Annotated in this window: 16 protein-coding genes; 10 read left to right on the top strand and 6 right to left on the bottom strand. The window is 49.7% G+C overall.

The features are described 5' to 3' along the window. The first annotated feature begins 28 nt into the window (after positions 1–28). From EKN16_RS23990 to EKN16_RS24025, 8 genes are all read left to right on the top strand, one after another. The gene (locus tag EKN16_RS23990; RefSeq protein WP_125663053.1) at positions 29–2,152 is read left to right on the top strand and encodes a hypothetical protein; all 2,124 of its coding nucleotides are present in this window, start codon (positions 29–31) and stop codon (positions 2,150–2,152) included. A gap of 192 nt (positions 2,153–2,344) precedes the next feature. Beyond that, complete coding sequence (locus EKN16_RS23995; protein WP_164522972.1) at positions 2,345–4,498, top strand: putative phage tail protein; 2,154 nt, start codon at positions 2,345–2,347, stop codon at positions 4,496–4,498. Positions 4,499–4,552: 54 nt separating this feature from the next. Then, complete coding sequence (locus EKN16_RS24000) at positions 4,553–5,638, top strand: Gfo/Idh/MocA family protein (RefSeq protein WP_164522973.1); 1,086 nt, start codon at positions 4,553–4,555, stop codon at positions 5,636–5,638. Between the two features lie 52 nt (positions 5,639–5,690). After that, complete coding sequence (locus EKN16_RS33230; protein WP_125663059.1) at positions 5,691–5,882, top strand: hypothetical protein; 192 nt, start codon at positions 5,691–5,693, stop codon at positions 5,880–5,882. A 45-nt stretch (positions 5,883–5,927) separates the two neighbouring features. Further along, positions 5,928–6,149: a twin-arginine translocase TatA/TatE family subunit gene (locus EKN16_RS24010; RefSeq protein WP_125663060.1), complete on the top strand. Its 222-nt coding sequence runs from the start codon at positions 5,928–5,930 to the stop codon at positions 6,147–6,149. A 19-nt stretch (positions 6,150–6,168) separates the two neighbouring features. Next, complete coding sequence (gene tatC, locus EKN16_RS24015; protein ID WP_232015989.1) at positions 6,169–6,915, top strand: twin-arginine translocase subunit TatC; 747 nt, start codon at positions 6,169–6,171, stop codon at positions 6,913–6,915. Positions 6,916–6,919: 4 nt separating this feature from the next. Then, positions 6,920–7,147, top strand: a complete 228-nt coding sequence (locus EKN16_RS24020; protein WP_125663064.1) for a hypothetical protein — start codon at positions 6,920–6,922, stop codon at positions 7,145–7,147. After that, a complete protein-coding gene (locus tag EKN16_RS24025) occupies positions 7,125–8,312 on the top strand; it encodes a M20 metallopeptidase family protein (RefSeq protein WP_125663066.1) in 1,188 nt (395 codons plus the stop codon). The genes EKN16_RS24020 and EKN16_RS24025 overlap by 23 nt, the downstream gene beginning before the upstream one ends. A 100-nt stretch (positions 8,313–8,412) precedes the next feature. Here the strand turns inward: EKN16_RS24025 and EKN16_RS24030 are convergent, their stop codons facing one another. From EKN16_RS24030 to EKN16_RS24055, 6 genes are all read right to left on the bottom strand, one after another. Beyond that, complete coding sequence (locus EKN16_RS24030; RefSeq protein ID WP_125663068.1) at positions 8,413–9,195, bottom strand: IclR family transcriptional regulator; 783 nt, start codon at positions 9,193–9,195, stop codon at positions 8,413–8,415. A 15-nt stretch (positions 9,196–9,210) separates the two neighbouring features. Beyond that, the gene (locus EKN16_RS24035; protein WP_125663070.1) at positions 9,211–9,969 is read right to left on the bottom strand and encodes an SDR family NAD(P)-dependent oxidoreductase; all 759 of its coding nucleotides are present in this window, start codon (positions 9,967–9,969) and stop codon (positions 9,211–9,213) included. Positions 9,970–10,014: 45 nt separating this feature from the next. After that, complete coding sequence (locus tag EKN16_RS24040; protein WP_125663072.1) at positions 10,015–11,337, bottom strand: M20 family metallopeptidase; 1,323 nt, start codon at positions 11,335–11,337, stop codon at positions 10,015–10,017. A gap of 18 nt (positions 11,338–11,355) precedes the next feature. Beyond that, positions 11,356–11,751: a RidA family protein gene (locus tag EKN16_RS24045; protein WP_125663074.1), complete on the bottom strand. Its 396-nt coding sequence runs from the start codon at positions 11,749–11,751 to the stop codon at positions 11,356–11,358. A gap of 32 nt (positions 11,752–11,783) precedes the next feature. Further along, positions 11,784–12,890: an alanine racemase gene (locus EKN16_RS24050; protein ID WP_269462732.1), complete on the bottom strand. Its 1,107-nt coding sequence runs from the start codon at positions 12,888–12,890 to the stop codon at positions 11,784–11,786. A 108-nt stretch (positions 12,891–12,998) separates the two neighbouring features. Next, entirely contained in the window at positions 12,999–14,351 is a 1,353-nt protein-coding gene (locus tag EKN16_RS24055) for an extracellular solute-binding protein (protein ID WP_164522975.1), read from the bottom strand. Positions 14,352–14,617: 266 nt separating this feature from the next. On the opposite strand from EKN16_RS24055, the gene EKN16_RS24060 reads away from it, so the two are divergent. Continuing rightward, positions 14,618–15,958 carry an enolase C-terminal domain-like protein gene (locus EKN16_RS24060; protein WP_125663080.1) on the top strand — a complete coding sequence of 447 codons (1,341 nt, stop codon included), beginning with the start codon at positions 14,618–14,620 and terminating at the stop codon, positions 15,956–15,958. Beyond that, on the top strand, positions 15,955–16,884 hold the full coding sequence (locus EKN16_RS24065) for a Gfo/Idh/MocA family protein (protein WP_125663082.1): 930 nt from the start codon (positions 15,955–15,957) through the stop codon (positions 16,882–16,884). Before EKN16_RS24060 ends, EKN16_RS24065 begins: the two co-directional genes overlap by 4 nt. Positions 16,885–16,888 lie beyond the last annotated feature (4 nt).

The raw sequence follows: 16,888 nt of genomic DNA on the forward strand, positions 1-16,888 counted from the left end.
GGGAAAACCGCTAAGGAGGATTCATCGAATGGCAGAAAAGAAATACGAGTTTCGCAAGCGATTGGAGGTTGTTCATCAACCCAATCGGCGAGATTCCGAGGCAATTGCCCAAAAGAATGAGATCACGATCGATCAAGATTGGAGCATTGCGATTGGTGAAGAAGCAACTCCTCTGATGATGAACGTGGCCAAAGATCTTCAAGATTATTTGCTCGTGAGCATGAATATCTCGGTAAGACTTCTTATCGTGAAGAACGTATTGGAGTATTCGCAAACGAAGGATAGGACAATCATCCTTGCGACCAAGGAAGAACTCCCGGAAGTCGGTCAGGCTTTGAACCTGCCTCGAAGCTACATTGTCATCGTTAGCGACAGACGCATCATCGTATGCGGCAATGACGAACGCGGAGTCGGTCAGGGAAGCTATTACCTCGAGGATTTGATGAACTTGCGGGAGGCGCCTTTCCTTACCGTTCAAGAGGTTATGAGGGAACCGATCTTCTCGCCGCGGATGGCGCATTCGGGCTGGGGACTCGACCGTTATCCCGATGCCCATCTGAATGCTATGGCCCATGCAGGCATTGACGCGATCCTTGTGTTCGTCAAGGATGTGGACAAAACAACGGAAGGCTATCAGGATTTTAACTATCTTGTTGACCAGGCGGCCCTATATGGTCTTGATGTCTATGTATACAGCTATTTAATCTCGCGAAAGCATCCTGATGAGCTCGACGCGGAGCAATATTACGACAGAGTTTACGGTAAGATTTTCGAGGCTTGCCCGCGCTTCAAAGGTGTCATACTCGTGGGCGAGTCCTGTGAATTTCCAAGCAAAGATGACAATACGACCGGCGTTCTCAGGCTTGAATGGCCTGCAGATCAGCCGCAGACTAAGCCGAGTCCCGGCTGGTGGCCGTGCACCGACTATCCGCAATGGCTGAATCTATTGAAGAAGGTCGTCCGCAAGCATAATCAGGAGGCGGATATCGTTTTCTGGACGTACAACTGGGGCTGGGCTCCCGAGGAGGATCGCCTTAAGCTGATCAGGAATGTACCGGAGGATATTACTCTGCTCGTTACGTTCGAAATGTTCGAGCAGATCAAGCATGAGCATGTAACCAACGTATGCGTGGATTACACGATCTCTTTCGAAGGACCTGGCCAATATTTCAGCAGTGAAGCGAAGGTCGCCAAGGAAAGAGGACTCAAGCTATATGCGATGAGCAATACGGGGGGATTAACCTGGGATATTGGCGTTATCCCTTATCAACCCGTACCTAATCAGTGGGCGAACCGACATTCCGCTCTTCTGCAAGCGAATGCGGATTGGGGGTTATCGGGTCTGATGGAAAGCCATCACTACGGCTGGTGGCCGTCCTTTATCAGCGATATCACGAAATGGACCTATTGGAATCCGAGTCCGCCTTCAGAACAAATAGTTGAAGCAATTGCCATACGCGATTTTAGCCGTGAAGCGGTTGATCACGTCTTGGAAGCATGGCGGAGCTGGAGCGAAGGAATTAGACATTATGTTCCGACCATAGAAGACCAGTATGGACCGTTCCGTATCGGTTCCTCCTATCCATTCGTATTCCAGAACGAGGTGAAAATGCCGGTCGCTTGGCATGCGATGTTCGGCAACGAGATCATATTTACGGCTTATAAGCCAATAGACACTTCGCGCCAATCGTTAGGCGCGTCACGGTATCCTGTAGAAATAAGAAGCTTGCAACGGATGCTGGAGCTGATGATTCAAGGTAACGAAGCGATGAAGAAAGCGATAGCGCTTACACCGGAGAGGAAGCGGGAGCAGGCGCTGAAAGGGCTAGGAATCAGCCTATTTATCACGCATGCGGTGCAGACGGCAATACATGCGAAGCAATGGTGGCTGCTGAAGCAAAGGCTGCTTATAGAGCCGGATACCGGCAAAGCGCTTGCCATTCTGGAGGAAATGCAATCGCTGGCCAAAAGCGAGATTGCCAATGCGCAAGCGGTCATTCCCCTTGTAGAAGCGGATTCCCGGTTAGGCTGGGAGCCTAGCATGGATTACATGACGGATGCCGAGCATTTGCATTGGAAGATTAATCAAGTAAGAAGCGTGATCGAGAACGAATTTCCGGGATGGCGGGCATCACTGGCGCTTACGGACTAACAGCCACATTCACGAGCTGGATTTTTAATCGAATGGCCCGTTAAAGAAGGGGGTGACAACGGTGTAACAGATTATTGAGAGGATTGAAACGCCTGCCGTCGTTGTGGACATGGAAATGATGTAAGCCGATTTATAGGCGGAAACATGAAGAAGTTCTCTTTACCTAAATTTAAAATTCAGGAGGAAGAAACGATGTCAGAAATCATGGATCATTCCAAGCAAATTGATGGACAACAGAGAACAGGCACAGGGCCAGACGCAGGGGCAGACACAGACACAGATAAAGGGACATTAAGTCGGAGAAAATTTTTGACTGCGATTGGTGGATTGGGTGCAGTTGTTGCTACTGGCGGTTTGCTGTTTAACAATCCTCAGTTGGCCAGCGCGAAAAAGAACAGCGAGAACAGCATCAACACCGAGAATGTGATTTATCTGAATAGCGTTGCAGATATTCAAACCCTTGATTTATCAACGCTTACTGATGGTCAGCAATTCAGTGTACGTTGCTTTCATCCCAATACAACGATTGGCGGGGGTATCTTCTATCTGAATAAAACCCGTGCGAAATCAGCTCATAATGGAGGTACCATTGTATCTACCACCGTTCCATGGAATGGAACGGTAGCGGGTCTGCCGGGTTTTCTCAATGGAACAGGCGAAACGAATCCAACAGGATCCGGATGTCTGGTCCGTTTGTACGGGGAGAGGATTACTTCTCATATGTTCGGTGCGAGGGGAAATAGTACCGATGATGATACGACAGCCATTCAGGCAGCTATTAACGTAGGCATCCCTCTTTATTTCCCGGAAGGGACCTATTTATTAAAACTATCACAATCGATAACGCTTGCAGGTGGCCCTACTGTTTGTTCTTTGATTGCGCGGGATAAAATGAATCTGCTAGGGGCGGGTATTGGAAAAACGATATTCAAGCTAAAAGATAACGAGTCAACCGATTCCAGCCCAAAATACTTTAATATTATTGCTGGCAACACCGTAATAAATAACCTTTACGTTGAAGGTATTACATTCGATGTGAACGGAGCTAATAATAAAATTAGTCCCAATAGAAGCAGTGGCTCTTATTATGCATTTAATTGTGCAGGAATTTTCATCTCCGGTACTGTTGCAACTTCCGGCTCCGATGCCAGGTTGTATAATTCTAAAATCACGAATTGCGAGTTTATCAACTCTCCCGGAGTCACTTGTATAGCTACAGGACAACAAGAATCCCCCGGTGTAATTAGCAACAATGTCGAAATCAGTTTCTGTAGATTCTACAACAATGGTATCGACAGCAGCGATCACTCCTCTGTTTACATGTGGGGTGATTCAATCAATGTTCATGATTGTGTATTTGATCACCCCACGGTTTCCACAGGTATCGCAGGTCCAGTGGTCGCTGCCGAACTTCATGGATCTGAAAATTTCTTTACCAACAATATTGTTAATAATTATGCTCAAGGAGTATGGATTTCCGGAAATCAGAAAACACCATCAAGGGGGATTAGCGTAACAGGAAATTCCTTTACTGTTTCGTGGTTTGGGGTTGGTTTGTTCAGTATAAATCCAATAGGCCTCGGCACATCGGATGTTCTGATTGGAAATAACAGAATCTACATTATTGCAGGTGAAATTCTAAACCCGGGTATGGGTTTCCCTAAGACAGCGGTATTCTTGAATATGCAAGATGGCGGGGGTGACCGAATGACGGTCACGGGGAATCAATTGTATTGTACGGACAGGTCTTCTAACATAGCAGTTTTGGTCTCTGCTGCCGCAGGTGGTTATATGAGAGATACGTTGATATCCGATAATTTGGTCAATGGCTTTTGCAGAGGGATTTGTGTAGGGCTTGGGGCACTCGGATCTGCTTATAATACCACGATAAAATCTAATACCATTTGCAACCTACAGAGGACTACAAACTTACCCGCCACAGTAGGCATACATGTGTCCGGAACGCAAGGAGGGGTGATCCTATCATCCAATGATATTGGCGGGGGGACTGGAACGACCGATCAAGGCATTTTTATTGGTGGAGCAACGGGCGCTCTTGAATTTCTCCACTTTGAAGGAAATAGAGTAGATGCATCTGCATCTTCCTCTATTGAGGACAGTATCATTGTTACTGGCCGGAGATCAGGCGAACAGGCACTAACCTTTACTGCTTTACCTGCTCAATCCACATGGAAGAAAGGGGATTCTGTAACCTTAGCCTCTCCTATACAAGCAGGCACAGCCCCAAATAAGTACATGATCGTCGGTTGGCAAAGGATAACCAATGGCACTGCTAATGTCCTCAACACAGACTGGTTAGAACGAAGAGTTCTTACTGGTAATTAACTCGAGATTAAGCCCCGAGCTATGCGGAAAAGCCCCATCGAGAGGTTGTTGTATATGAAAAAAATACGATTAGGCATTATCGGCTGCGGAGGCATTGCAAACTCCGGACATGCAAAAGGGTTAATACAACTGAACGACATCATGACCTTCACGGCCGCCTGCGACCACAATCTGGAACGCGCGGAGCATATGGCCGGACTTGTTCAAGCGGAGAAAGCAGTCACGGACTATCGAGACATGCTGGATGACGTGGACGCCGTCTTGATCGCACTCCCGCATGACCTGCATTATGAAGTGGGGCTGGCGTGTTTAAAAGCTGGCAAGCATGTGCTGATGGAGAAGCCGCTGGCCAATACGGAAGAGGAGTGCGCAGAGCTGATCCGCACGGCGGAAGCAATGGACCGGGTGCTGATGACGGCGTATCCGGTTCCGTTCTGGCCGGTCATCGAGAAGATGAAGGAACTGATCGACAGCAAGGCGTACGGTGACATCTTCCAGCTGTCCATCTGGACGGAGCAGTTGACGTACGCCGAGGAAGGACACTGGACCCATTCGGCGAAACGGCTGGGCGGCGGCCAGCTCTTCAGCCATGGCTGCCACTATATCAACCTGATGCTGCGCTTCCTGGGGAAACCGATAAAGGGCGTGCATATGGGCACGAACTTGGGCACCCCGTGGATGGAAAAGGAAGGCACGAGCAACGTGACGATCGAGTTCGAGAACGGCGTCATGGGTTACCATTTCGGTACATGGGGTGCCCGCGGGTCCCGGCTCGGATACAGCATCCATGCCCATTGCACGGAAGGAATGCTGGATATGCACCTGGGCGAAGGTAAGCTGTACGCGTATTCGCATATGAAGCGGGAGCAAGGCGATCTGGAAACGGGCTCGAGCAGCGCGGTAGTGATGGAAATCGAAGAGCCGGGCAAGATGACGCAGCATGAAACGCGCCATTTCCTCGAATGCATCGCCAGCGGCAAGCGGCCGATCGTAGACGGGCCGCGAAGCATTCAGGGACTGCGGGTCATATGGCGGCTGTACGAAGCCGAGCAAAATAATGCGATCGCAGATTTGCGTGGACTCGGCTTGGACGAGGAATGGGACAACCCTGCGCTCAGGACGAATTTCCAGTTGGTTTAAGCAGCGGGAGCATCGTAACATCCTTCCAGGAGCGCTAAGGCTTTCTAATCGGATGGAAATGGTCACTATCGTCGCAAAATGTGAAAACGAGAAGCAGGTTATGCAAAATCGCCTCGACCCTCATATTGTCGCAAAAAGCGATTATGAGTGGGCCGAGGCAGCAAATTGTTCTTGTTCCGTCATTGTCGCAAAAAGCGACAATGAGAGCGTGGAAGGGTTTTCCTGGATTGCAGAGTTCCCGTAATAGATTAAGGTTTCGAAAAAATCGATATCTAAGGAGATGATTGCAATGCCACATTTTAGCGCGTCCACAATCGTATTATTGGTAATCGTTGCTCTTCTATTCTTCGGACCAAAGAGACTTCCCGAATTAGGTCGTGCAGTTGGCAATACGCTAAAAGAATTTAAAAAGGGAACTAGGGAGATGATAGCTGAGGAAGAATTGCATTCCCCTGCGCAGCTTGAGAAAGAGAATCTTGAAGGTAAGTCATCGGGAGGAATGGAAAGGTGATCCTATGAAGGATAGGTCAATGTCACTATTTGATCATCTGGGAGAGCTTCGCAAGCACATCATATGGATTACGATTGTACTGGTAGTTACTATGATCGTTGGTTTTTTTCTTGCAAGTCCGGTTCTGGAATATTTGAAAAAGACAGAGCCGGCTTCAACTATTCAATGGAACGCCTTTGCTCCATGGGATGGCGTTCGAATCTACTTGCATTTTTCATTCATTCTCGCTCTCGTAGTGACAGTTCCATTTACATTCTATCGCCTTTGGTTCTTTGTCAAACCTGGGTTGAGCGAGAGGGAAAGGGAAGCGACTTTACGATATATTCCTTATACGATTGTTCTCTTTTTAGTCGGATTTAGCTTTGCCTATTTTATTGTGTTTCCCCTAGCCTTTCGTTTTACGTCGGGATTTAATGAGAGCATGGGGCTAACGGAAACCTATGGAATCACCCAATATTTTTCATTCATGTTTAATATCATTTTGCCATTGTCATTATTATTTGAAATGCCAATTGTCATTCTATTCTTAACGAGAATTGGGCTGTTGAACCCTACTCTTCTTGGCAAGGTTCGCCGATATGCTTATATGTTGCTGCTTGTGTTAGCTACCTTCATTACACCGCCTGATGTTATTTCCGTATTAATCGTGGCTATACCGCTAATCGGCCTTTATGAGGTGAGTATCCTCATCTCGAGATATGTCCTCCAGAAGCAATTGGCCAAAGAGTCCGTCCGGGAGAACACCCCACTATCCATCAAGCTCTAGCATCATGGAATATTTTCGTGTAGCGGCAGTGAAATTGCAAAATCAGAAGTTAAACCGGGAGGAAGCTCGAAACGGAGCTTCTTTCTCTATTTATAGACAATTTAAAGATTTGTCTTTTATATGCATGGATACTAAGATGAAGATATCCAAAGGAATTACATCGGCCAAAGATAAAAAGAAGTCTCATTCTGCACTGAAGGAGAAGGATAATGACTATGAAAGCCATTCGTGATCTGCTTCCTTCCGCCAAAGCGATCGAACGTGAGCTGATCGAGCTGCGAAGGAAGCTTCATCGAAACCCAGAGCTTAGCTTCGAGGAATCCGAAACAGCGGCGGCGGTAGCTGAGTTATTGCGCGGCCTGGGACTTGAGGTGCGAAGCGGCATTGGCGGGCATGGTGTCGTGGCGGAGCTTACAGGGAGCAGACCGGGACCGCGGATTGCTCTTCGGGCGGATATGGATGCACTGCCAATCCAAGAGGAAACCGATCTTCCATACGCTTCCGAGAGGCCAGGTAAGATGCATGCCTGTGGACATGATGCCCATACGGCAATCTTATATGGAGCCGCCAAGCTGCTATCGGAGAGGAAGGATCAACTGGTCGGCAGCGTCCGGTTTATTTTTCAATCGGCCGAAGAAATCAATGCCGGGGCGCAGGTGATGATCGAACAGGGTGTTCTGGAAGGCGTGGACGAAATATTTGGTCTCCATAATCTTCCTACATTACCTGCAGGTAAGGCAGCCACTCGGTACGGCGCTTTGATGGGATCGGTCGACCGATTTGAACTGAACCTAACAGGAAAGGGCGGACACGGTGCCATCCCCGATCAATGTGTCGACCCTGTCGTTGCGGCTTCGGCGATCATTTTGTCGCTTCAATCAGCGGTCAGCCGGGAGATTTCCCCGTTCGATCCGGTGGTCGTCACTGTCGGAAGCATCCATGGAGGAGCTTCTTATAACGTCATTCCTGAGCGGGTGGAGATGACAGGGACGGTTAGAACGTTTTCCCGAAGTGTTCAGGAGGGTATGCCGTCACGGCTGGAAAGGCTAATCAACCAAACGGCCGAGGCATACCGCTGCAAAGCGGAGCTTCGATATACGCAGCAAGTGCCGGTGCTTGTCAATCATGATGACAATGTCCGGCATGTCGAGGATGCGATCGACCTTATTCTAGGCCTGGAAAATCGAGTTGAAGCAAATCCTGTATTGGCGGGCGAAGACTTCTCCGTCTATCTTCAGCACGTACCTGGATGCTTTTTCTGGTTGGGATCGGGACCAGCAACCGGAGCGGAACAAGCTTATGGACTTCATCATCCGAAGTTTGCCATTAACGAGGACTGTCTGTCAGTAGGAGCTGCTTTACTGGCGGCGATTTCGATTCATCGGCTGGGAGTTTGAGGACCGCACGATCCGTCTGCTGTCCGGCGGCAAATACAGCCATATCGGTCCGTATATGACTGGGCAGCAGGCTGATAGGGGTAAGACAGCGGACACGAATTCACATTACAGAGAGATAACCTAGCTTTTGCGAAATCATGCGGCCGGCTTCCTTCACGGATGCCGCGATCTCAGGGAGCTGTTCATTCGGAAAACGGTGAACGGCCCCGGATATGCTGATTGCACCTGCGACGTGACCAAACATGTCAAATATAGGAACGCCGATACACCTTGCCCCTTGCGTTATTTCCTCATTATCAACCGCAAAGCCTTGTTCTCTTACCTGTTCCAGCTCTTTATAGAATGAACTTTCTTCGGTAATGGTGTTAGGTGTCAGCCGGGGAAGGCCTTGAGCTGCAATCATATCCCTTACTTGATCTTCCTGGAGAAAAGCTGCAATCGCTTTGCCCGTTGCGGTAGCATGGAAAGGGGATTTAGAACCGATCTTATCCGACATCCGAAGGGCATAGGTTCCTTCAATGATCTCTACGTACAAAATTTCTTGCTCCATAAGCACGCAAAGGTTGACCGTATCCCCGTATTTTTCGACCAGCTTGTTCATTTCCGTTAAAGCCGCATTGCGTAAAGAGCTTCGCTCCAGCAAGTTTTTCGTTATGATCAGCTGCTTGTACCCCAAGCAGTATTTGCCGTCTTCTTGACTGCGGGAGATGAATCCGCGTTTCTCCAGAGTCAGAATGATTCGGTATAACGATGATTTCGGTTGGTTCACCAATTCCGCCAATTCTATCAAGCTCAATGAATCCTGTGCGGATAGAGCCTCAAATACATCCAATGCTTTCTCGATAGAGTGGATCGAATAACGATCCTGCTTGTCTTTCTCCAAGGCTACACTTCCTAACTAAGAGAGTTTAATGAGTTGACCTCCGTCAATGACCATGCAGTGTCCGGTCATGTACCGCGATTCGTCGCTAGCCATGAACAAAGCGGCTGAAGCGATGTCTTCCGGCTGCCCCACGCGCTTCATAGGTATTGTTTTTAAGTATTCCGCAATGGCGGTCGGATTGTCAATGAGCGGTTTCGTCAACTGCGTCTCGATAAACCCGGGGCAAAGGGAGTTTACACGAATGCCATGCGGCGCCAATTCCACCGCCATCGACATCGCCAGTAAATTAATCCCGCCCTTGGATGCATTGTAATGGGCTTGATCCGCTTCGGCCGAGAGACCGTTCACGCTCGACATCTGGATGATCGAGCCGCCGTTTCCCTGCTTGACCATCTCTTTGGCAGCGCGTTGGGAGACAAGGAAAGTTCCCTTCAGGTTAATGTCCAGATGCCAGTCCCAGTCCTCCTCCGTAATTTCTAGGAAAGGCGCAGTGCGGTTGACTCCCGCATTGTTCACGAGAACATCAATCCGTCCCCATTCTCGCAAGGTATCATCGACCATACGATCCACATCTGCCCGGTACCGTACATCCGCTTCGATCGCGATCGCTTGGCTTCCAAGGTCAGTTATATAAGCTGCAGTCTCTTCAAGGCCTTCTTTACCGAGACCAGCAACAGCGACCTTCGCGCCTTCAGCCGCAAACCGGACAGCAATTGCCCGGCCAATTCCTTGAGATCCTCCCGTTACGAGCACTACTTTATCTACTAGTCTCAACCTATAAACCTCCCCTGTTCGCTTTTATAGGTTTGTGTGAACGACCTACACGTCTTCTTCTAAGAGCCCGCACCAATCGATAATCATTTCAGCATACCATCGAATCAGAACTTCATAAGAAGCGATATCGAGAAATTCATCCGCCGCATGCGCGTTGCCGCCGCACGGTCCAAGTATCAACGCCGACGTATTGCTGTACAAGTTAAACATAAAACCGTCGCAGGCAAACGGCGCCCCTGTTGGAGGCTCCGGGGAGTGACCGAGCGCCTTTACGCCGCAACCTGCAGTCAGCTCCAGAAACTGAGCGGTCTTGTCGTCGTTCTTCATTTCACTGGCGGACAAATAGCGGATTAAGGGCTGAATCTGCGGTTTGCACTTTTGCAGCAACGGATAGTTAGAAAGCTGAGCTTCGTAAAATGTCCATAGATCCGCGATAATGTCCTCTCCGGTCATTCCCGGATAGCCTTCAATCCAGAAATTCAGTTCTCCGGTTGCAGGAAGCTTCTCTTGCAGCTCGCGATTCACGTCTCCGGACATAATCCTAATAAGGGTCACTTCCGCTTTCCGAGCCCCATCCCACCACACCGGTACCTCCAGATTTTCCTTTCGATAGGCATCGTAAGCACGCAAAAGGTTTGCGAAATCAATCGTTGCTTCGAGTGCACTCAACAGCTCTTCACCTGCGAAGCCGATTCCGCTCTGTCCGGTGAAGGTAGCCTTCCAGATACCGCCGCCGAGATGAGCCGGATAGAGCTTCATGTTCGATGGCTCCGGAATGATCGCCATGTCCGGATTTGGTCCGCGAAGTCGCCCAGCCAGAGTGCCGTTGGCGCCTCCATGCTCCTCATCCACAACGCTTTCGACATATACCTTGCCTGCTATCGGGATATTAAGCTCCTGCAGACATTTGACCGCCATCAATGCGGCAGCCATGCCGCCCTTCATATCGTACGCGCCTCGACCGTACAATTTGCCGGAATCGATTGTCCCGGAGAAGGGGGGATGGGTCCATGCTTCCGTTCCTTCATAGACGGTATCGGCATGCCCGGAGAACATCAAGGACCGCCCCTGACCGCCACCGAAAAACCGTCCGACAACATTCGGCCGATTGTCATAGCTGCGAGAATCCATATAGGCGGCATGCTCCCGCAATCCCGGCACCTCTGAAAGCTCGTACAGATCCACTTCGGCTTCTTGAGAGCGCATCCATTCCGCGATGAAACGCTGATATTCCGCTTCATTACCGGTTGGAGGATGATTGACGCTTTCGATTTGCACCAGCTTGGAAGCAAACGAAAGTGCTTCCGGCTTATTTTCCTCCATCCACCGATTAATCGATAGGGATATTTCCTCTCGGCTTGTATGCACGGTCTATTCTCTCCCTCGTCAGCCTATTTCTTCCCGTTTGGCGGGAGCGAATGCAATTACGTCGATTTCCACCAAATAGGCGCCCAAGTCGACTGGAGCGGTCGTTCTGGCCGGATAAGGCGAGTTAAACACCTCTGCGTACGTCTTATTGTAGCCTGGGAAGTCTTCGCTTCGACTGACAAAAGCATTGGATTTGATTACATGGTCAAGCGTCAGCCCGGCCTTCTCGAGTATGATTTCAATATTGCGCAGGCACTGCCGGGTTTGCGCTTCAATCGTATCCCCTGCGAGCTCTCTCGTTACAGGGTCAACACCCACTTGACCAGATACATATACAAAATCGCCGGAGCGGATAGCGTGAGAGAACGGCAGTGGAAACTGCGGTGCATTTTCAACATGGATAGCTTTAGACATAGAATAATCATCCTTTCGATCTCAATAAATAGTTAACGAACCTTACCTCGCGCATCGACGCTAATTATACGGTCTACCTGATCTCCACGAACGCCTTGCAGCTCATTGTGCAGGTTCGTCGTTGTGCAGCAGTGATTCGGCAGAAACAGCAGCTGGTCGCCAATTTCGAATTGGACGCCTTCTGGCAGGTGCAAGATACCGTGTTCCTCGCTCAGCCGCTCCACATAAACGTCCGGGTAATCACGCAAAGTGCCATACCCGGGCACATGCACACTGGCGTCGCTGCTGAATGTTTTCGAACCGGCATCGATGATTGCGGTTCCCTTCCGCGGGGTGCTGACAACCGTGGCCAACACGTGCATGGCGCATTCTTCGGCTGTGATCACACCAATCGCAAGCTGCGCGATGTCTCCGAATACGTACGCTCCCGGGCGAATTTCCGTCACACCGTCAATTTCGCCAATAAATTTGGAAGTAGGCGTGGAACCGACACTGATTTCTTCGATTAGAATCCCTGATTGTTCGAGCAGCTGCTTGGTGCGGACAAGGCCTTCCGCTTCAACCCGGGCTGCATCCCGTACTTGTTCCTGCGTTTTTTTTCCGTAGGCAAATCCACCGTGCGTCATTAACCCGACCACATGCACATAAGGGAGGCTTGCAATCTCTTGAACGAGCTGGACCGTTTCTTCCCCTGGCTCTTTCCCGCAGCGGTTCAATCCGGTATTGACATCGATATACAGCTTGATGTCCTTGCCGATCGAGCGCCCTAAGTGGGAGAGTCCTTGTGCTACTTGTACGTTATCGGTGCTGACTATGACGTTGGCACGCTCCATCAGCTTAGCCAATCTTCTTAGCTTCACCTCGCCAACGATTGGAAAAGCGACGAGAAAGTCGGCGATGCCTGCATCCGCTAACACCTCGGCCTCCCCCAGCTTGGCAACCGTGATCCCGCAAGCGCCGTAACGGATCTGCTCTTTGGCGATCCAAATGCTTTTATGCGTCTTGAAATGCGGTCGCAGCTTTACACCGGCCTGGCGCGCCAATTCCGCGGTATGCCTTAGGTTTCGATCCAAAGTATCGAGGTCGATCAGTACGGTGGGAGTTTCTATATCCGGCCACGGTTGTCGATTTTCTTGCACATTTATCCGCCTCCTCAAAAGGTTTCATCTATCAAAACCAACGTTTCATTAAATGAATCGTAACTGACGCTTTAGGATTTGTAAATAAAAAAGTTCATATTTAGGCTTCTACGATAACCGCAATAAATCTGTCACCTGATCGCATAACGTTTGTTCATCAATCAAGTCGGACCAATATTGTTTTAACAGGTATCTCAAAGCGTTGAAGGAGGCCATTGATAAATTCAAATCCCGGTGCATGCGATAGGAGGCCATGGTTTCACGGAACATAAAAAATCGGGAGGGGCGATTCATACTATTCATGCTTTCGGATTGTTCCAAGGGAGCTTCCGCTATACGTTTCAAAGCAGGCAGACTGAGCGATTTCTCCCGAATGATCCGCTGCGCCCTGGGTGAAGCCAAGTAGTCGGTGAGCAGCATGACCGCTTTCTTTTGTTTCGAGTTTCGGTTTACTGCTACTCCGATCACGTTCAGAAGCGAACGTGGCTCGCAAATATAGGGCAAAGGGGAAATGTCGTAATCCAGATTCGTATCTTTGAAGTCGTTAATGGACATGTAATTGGTCAGGATCATAGATACTTTTCCTTGCACGAACAGTTCGTTGACATCGTCGCTGTTCTCGGAAAGATATCTGGGGTAGAAATTACGGTTGTCGATCAGTTCCTTGCTAAGGCGAATGCTCTCCATCAAGCGTGTGCCGCTCAGGCGGAACGAACCGTCAGGCTCAGGCTCGAAACGCATGCCGCTCTGCAATAGGAGTGCTGGCCAGCGGTTGTCCGACAATAGGTAGAAGTATAGCCCATGCCTTTTGCCCGGGATGGTCAACGCGGTTGCATGTGCAACGACGTCGTCCCATTTCCAACTCCCGTCCGGTTCGGGGACATTCGATTCATGAAAATGGGATCGGTTATAAGCGAGCACAATGGGGGAGAAAATGACCGGCTTGGCCAATATATCATGATCATGAACGAACGCTTCCTGTGTGAAGCGGTATACCTGCGTATCTGGAGTCAACGGTTCAAGCATGTGTGTGTAGCCATGGTCAACGATGTGTTGAAAGTCTAGGTTATTCAACGTGAACGCATCGAGTAGATTGTTGTCCATATATTCCTTTGCGGTGCTCATGTAATCGGTGGTAGAACGCAGGGGCAATGCTTTGACCCGGACTGACGGATGCAGGGCGTGGAAATCATCTAGAAGAGACGAAAGAACAAAATCCCGCTCGATGGAGGCGCTGTAACCAAACGAAAGCGACAAGGCAGCACCAGGGGCTATGTCCGTCACGCGGCTGCCCACCCGGTCGATTTTGACGATTAGTCCTTCGCCGACTAGCGTATCGAGCCCTTTGCGAACTGATTTGTTGCTTAATTGGAATTGCTCAGTGAGCATCATTTCCGAGGGCAATAATTCTCCGGGCGAATAAGCTCCGTGCATAATGTCGGAGCGTAAGCGATCGATCATATGTTGTAGGCGGAGTTGAAACGATTTCCGTCCGGTTTGGAGGTGAGTGCTGTCCATGAGGCCCAACCCTTCTGCAGTTTTTACTGTATATCATAATAGATAGGCTATGAATTGTACATCAGTTCTGAGTGTGATAAACAGCAAGAAGATATTCGTTGACATCAGAGTTGGAAAATTGGTAAGTTATAGGGGTAATAATACATCAGGATATACATCAATTTGAGGTAAAAAACTTGTAATTATCAATGATATACATCAGTTTGTGCGTGAAAGACAAAAAACTGGAGGTTGGGTATACGATGATCGGGATCAGTGAAACGAAGCACGCGATTATGAAGGAGCCGCTTCTGTCCCCCTTTGGATTCAAAGGAGCCTACTTGACGGAATTATGGCAGTCTGTCGCTGGACTCCGTGCGCAAGACGGAGCGCTTAGTATCGGTATAGGCGTTCAAAGCGTTCTATGGTCGGACCCCCGGGTATTCGCGCGTTACGGAGAGGCTTCCGGGAACGGGCTAATGGCCGATTTGACCCAATACGCATTGGCGCTCGCGGATAATGCGGAATTTGATACGCCGCTTGAGCTTCTGGATCGATTGTTTCCGGACGTGTATGAATATGGCCGGAAACATGTGGGGCTTTCTGATCTGCGGAGCACTTTTGCGCTGAATGCGCTCGTTGCTGTGGATCATGCCGCGTGGGGCTTATACAGCAGAGGGAAGAGCATGTGCTTTGAGGAGTTGGTGCCGGATAAGTACCGATCCGCATTGTCTGAGCGACAGCGGAAGCTGGCAAGCATCCCTGTCGTTGCTTATGGCTTATCCGAAGAGTCGATCGAGCAGATGCTTCAGGAAGGGTATTTTCTGCTGAAAATCAAAATCGGAGCCGATCCTGACCGTGACGGCGATCAAGCCAAGATGCTGGAATGGGACCAACAACGGCTGTCGCAAATTCATCGCATTGCATCACGCTATGAAACGACCTATACCCGGAACGGGAAAATCGCTTATTATCTGGATGCAAATGGCAGATACGACGGGAAAGAACGCATGATGCGTTTTCTGGATCATGCAGATCGGATCGGCGCTTTGGAACGAATTGTATTGTTGGAGGAGCCCTTCGATGAGGCGAATGTGATCGATGTATCGGATTTGCCGGTTCGACTCGCGGCCGATGAAAGCGTACACGACGAGCGGGATGCTCAGGAGAGGATCGATATGGGATACGGCGCGATTGCGCTTAAGCCTGTTGCCAAAACGATGAGCATGAGCTTGAAGGTGGCGAAGCTTGCGCGCGACCGGGGTGTGCCCTGCTTCTGCGCTGATCTGACCGCGAGCCCGATACTGGCGGATTGGAACAAAACGTTGGCTTCCTACCTGTCCCCTTTACCAGAATTAACGATCGGCGCGATTGAAATGAACGGACGTCAGAACTATCGGAATTGGGATCGGATGAAAAGTTGGCATCCTTGTGCAAACGCTGCATGGACCGAAGCTAATGAAGGTATTTTTAAGTTGGATGATCGTTTTTTTGACATTTCGGGAGGGGCTCTTGAGATCAGCCCTTATTACGAAAGGTTATTGGACAACAAAGGAGGGCGACAGGAATGAAATCGCTGAGAATCGGTCTTGTGGACCTGGATACTTCGCATCCCGGCAGTTTTGTTCCTTTGATTCGCGGCTTGGGGCATGAAGTGACCGGGGTGTTTGATAGCGGGACGATCTATCCGCCTGGATATGCGGATACGTTTGCCCGCGAGCATCGGATTGACGCTGCTTGCGAATCGTTGGAGGAATTAGTTGACCGGGTGGACGCGGTATTCATTCATAGCTGTAACTGGGATATGCATGTGCGGCATGCGCAGCCTTTCGTGGAAGCGGGCAAGGCCGTGTTCATCGATAAACCGATTGCAGGAAACGTCGTCGATCTACGTCAGATGATCGACTGGGCCAAGCAGGGTGCCGTAATTACCGGTGGATCGGCGCTGCGGTATTGTAACGAGGTTAGGGAGTGGAGAGAGCGGGAAATAGGCAACGAGGAATGGGTATATGGACTTGTTGGCTGCGCGGTGGATGAGTTCAACTATGGCATCCATGCTTATGCTATGCTTCATGGGCTGCTTGGACCGGGTATCGAATCGGTGCGTTATCTGGGGGGAACCGTGCAGCGGCAGATCGAACTGACTTGGAAGGACGGCAGGCAGGGGGTCGTCAGCATCGGGAAAACGGACGGGTATTTGCCCTTCTACTCTACTATCGTTATGCAAAAACAAGTGGATTTTATCAGGGTGGACAACAGCCGGTTATATCAAGCGCTATTGGAAACCGTACTTCCTTATTTAGCCGGAGAAGCGCCGGCTCCCTTGCCGCTCGAAGAGCTGGCTGAGGCGGAAATGGCGGCAATTGCCGCGAAGCTGTCGGCTGATCTGGGAGGGAAGTCTGTTCGAATTAATGAGATTCCTGCCGATTACGCTGGATATGACGGGACAGTTTTTTCCAAACATTATAAAGCTTTAATATTCCCTCAGACAAGTTAGGCAA

The organism is Paenibacillus baekrokdamisoli (genome assembly GCF_003945345.1).
GTDB lineage: Bacteria > Bacillota > Bacilli > Paenibacillales > Paenibacillaceae > Paenibacillus_Z > Paenibacillus_Z baekrokdamisoli.

What these genes read in the sequence shown, in the direction of transcription:
- EKN16_RS24020 (WP_125663064.1), top strand. Translation starts at nt 6,920, where the DNA reads ATGGAATATTTTCGTGTAGCGGCAGTGAAATTGCAAAATCAGAAGTTA.
- EKN16_RS24000 (WP_164522973.1), top strand. Translation starts at nt 4,553, where the DNA reads ATGAAAAAAATACGATTAGGCATTATCGGCTGCGGAGGCATTGCAAAC.
- EKN16_RS23995 (WP_164522972.1), top strand. Translation starts at nt 2,345, where the DNA reads ATGTCAGAAATCATGGATCATTCCAAGCAAATTGATGGACAACAGAGA.
- tatC (WP_232015989.1), top strand. Translation starts at nt 6,169, where the DNA reads ATGTCACTATTTGATCATCTGGGAGAGCTTCGCAAGCACATCATATGG.
- EKN16_RS24055 (WP_164522975.1), bottom strand. Translation starts at nt 14,351, where the DNA reads ATGATCGATCGCTTACGCTCCGACATTATGCACGGAGCTTATTCGCCC.
- EKN16_RS33230 (WP_125663059.1), top strand. Translation starts at nt 5,691, where the DNA reads ATGGAAATGGTCACTATCGTCGCAAAATGTGAAAACGAGAAGCAGGTT.
- EKN16_RS24065 (WP_125663082.1), top strand. Translation starts at nt 15,955, where the DNA reads ATGAAATCGCTGAGAATCGGTCTTGTGGACCTGGATACTTCGCATCCC.
- EKN16_RS24010 (WP_125663060.1), top strand. Translation starts at nt 5,928, where the DNA reads ATGCCACATTTTAGCGCGTCCACAATCGTATTATTGGTAATCGTTGCT.
- EKN16_RS23990 (WP_125663053.1), top strand. Translation starts at nt 29, where the DNA reads ATGGCAGAAAAGAAATACGAGTTTCGCAAGCGATTGGAGGTTGTTCAT.
- EKN16_RS24025 (WP_125663066.1), top strand. Translation starts at nt 7,125, where the DNA reads ATGACTATGAAAGCCATTCGTGATCTGCTTCCTTCCGCCAAAGCGATC.
- EKN16_RS24045 (WP_125663074.1), bottom strand. Translation starts at nt 11,751, where the DNA reads ATGTCTAAAGCTATCCATGTTGAAAATGCACCGCAGTTTCCACTGCCG.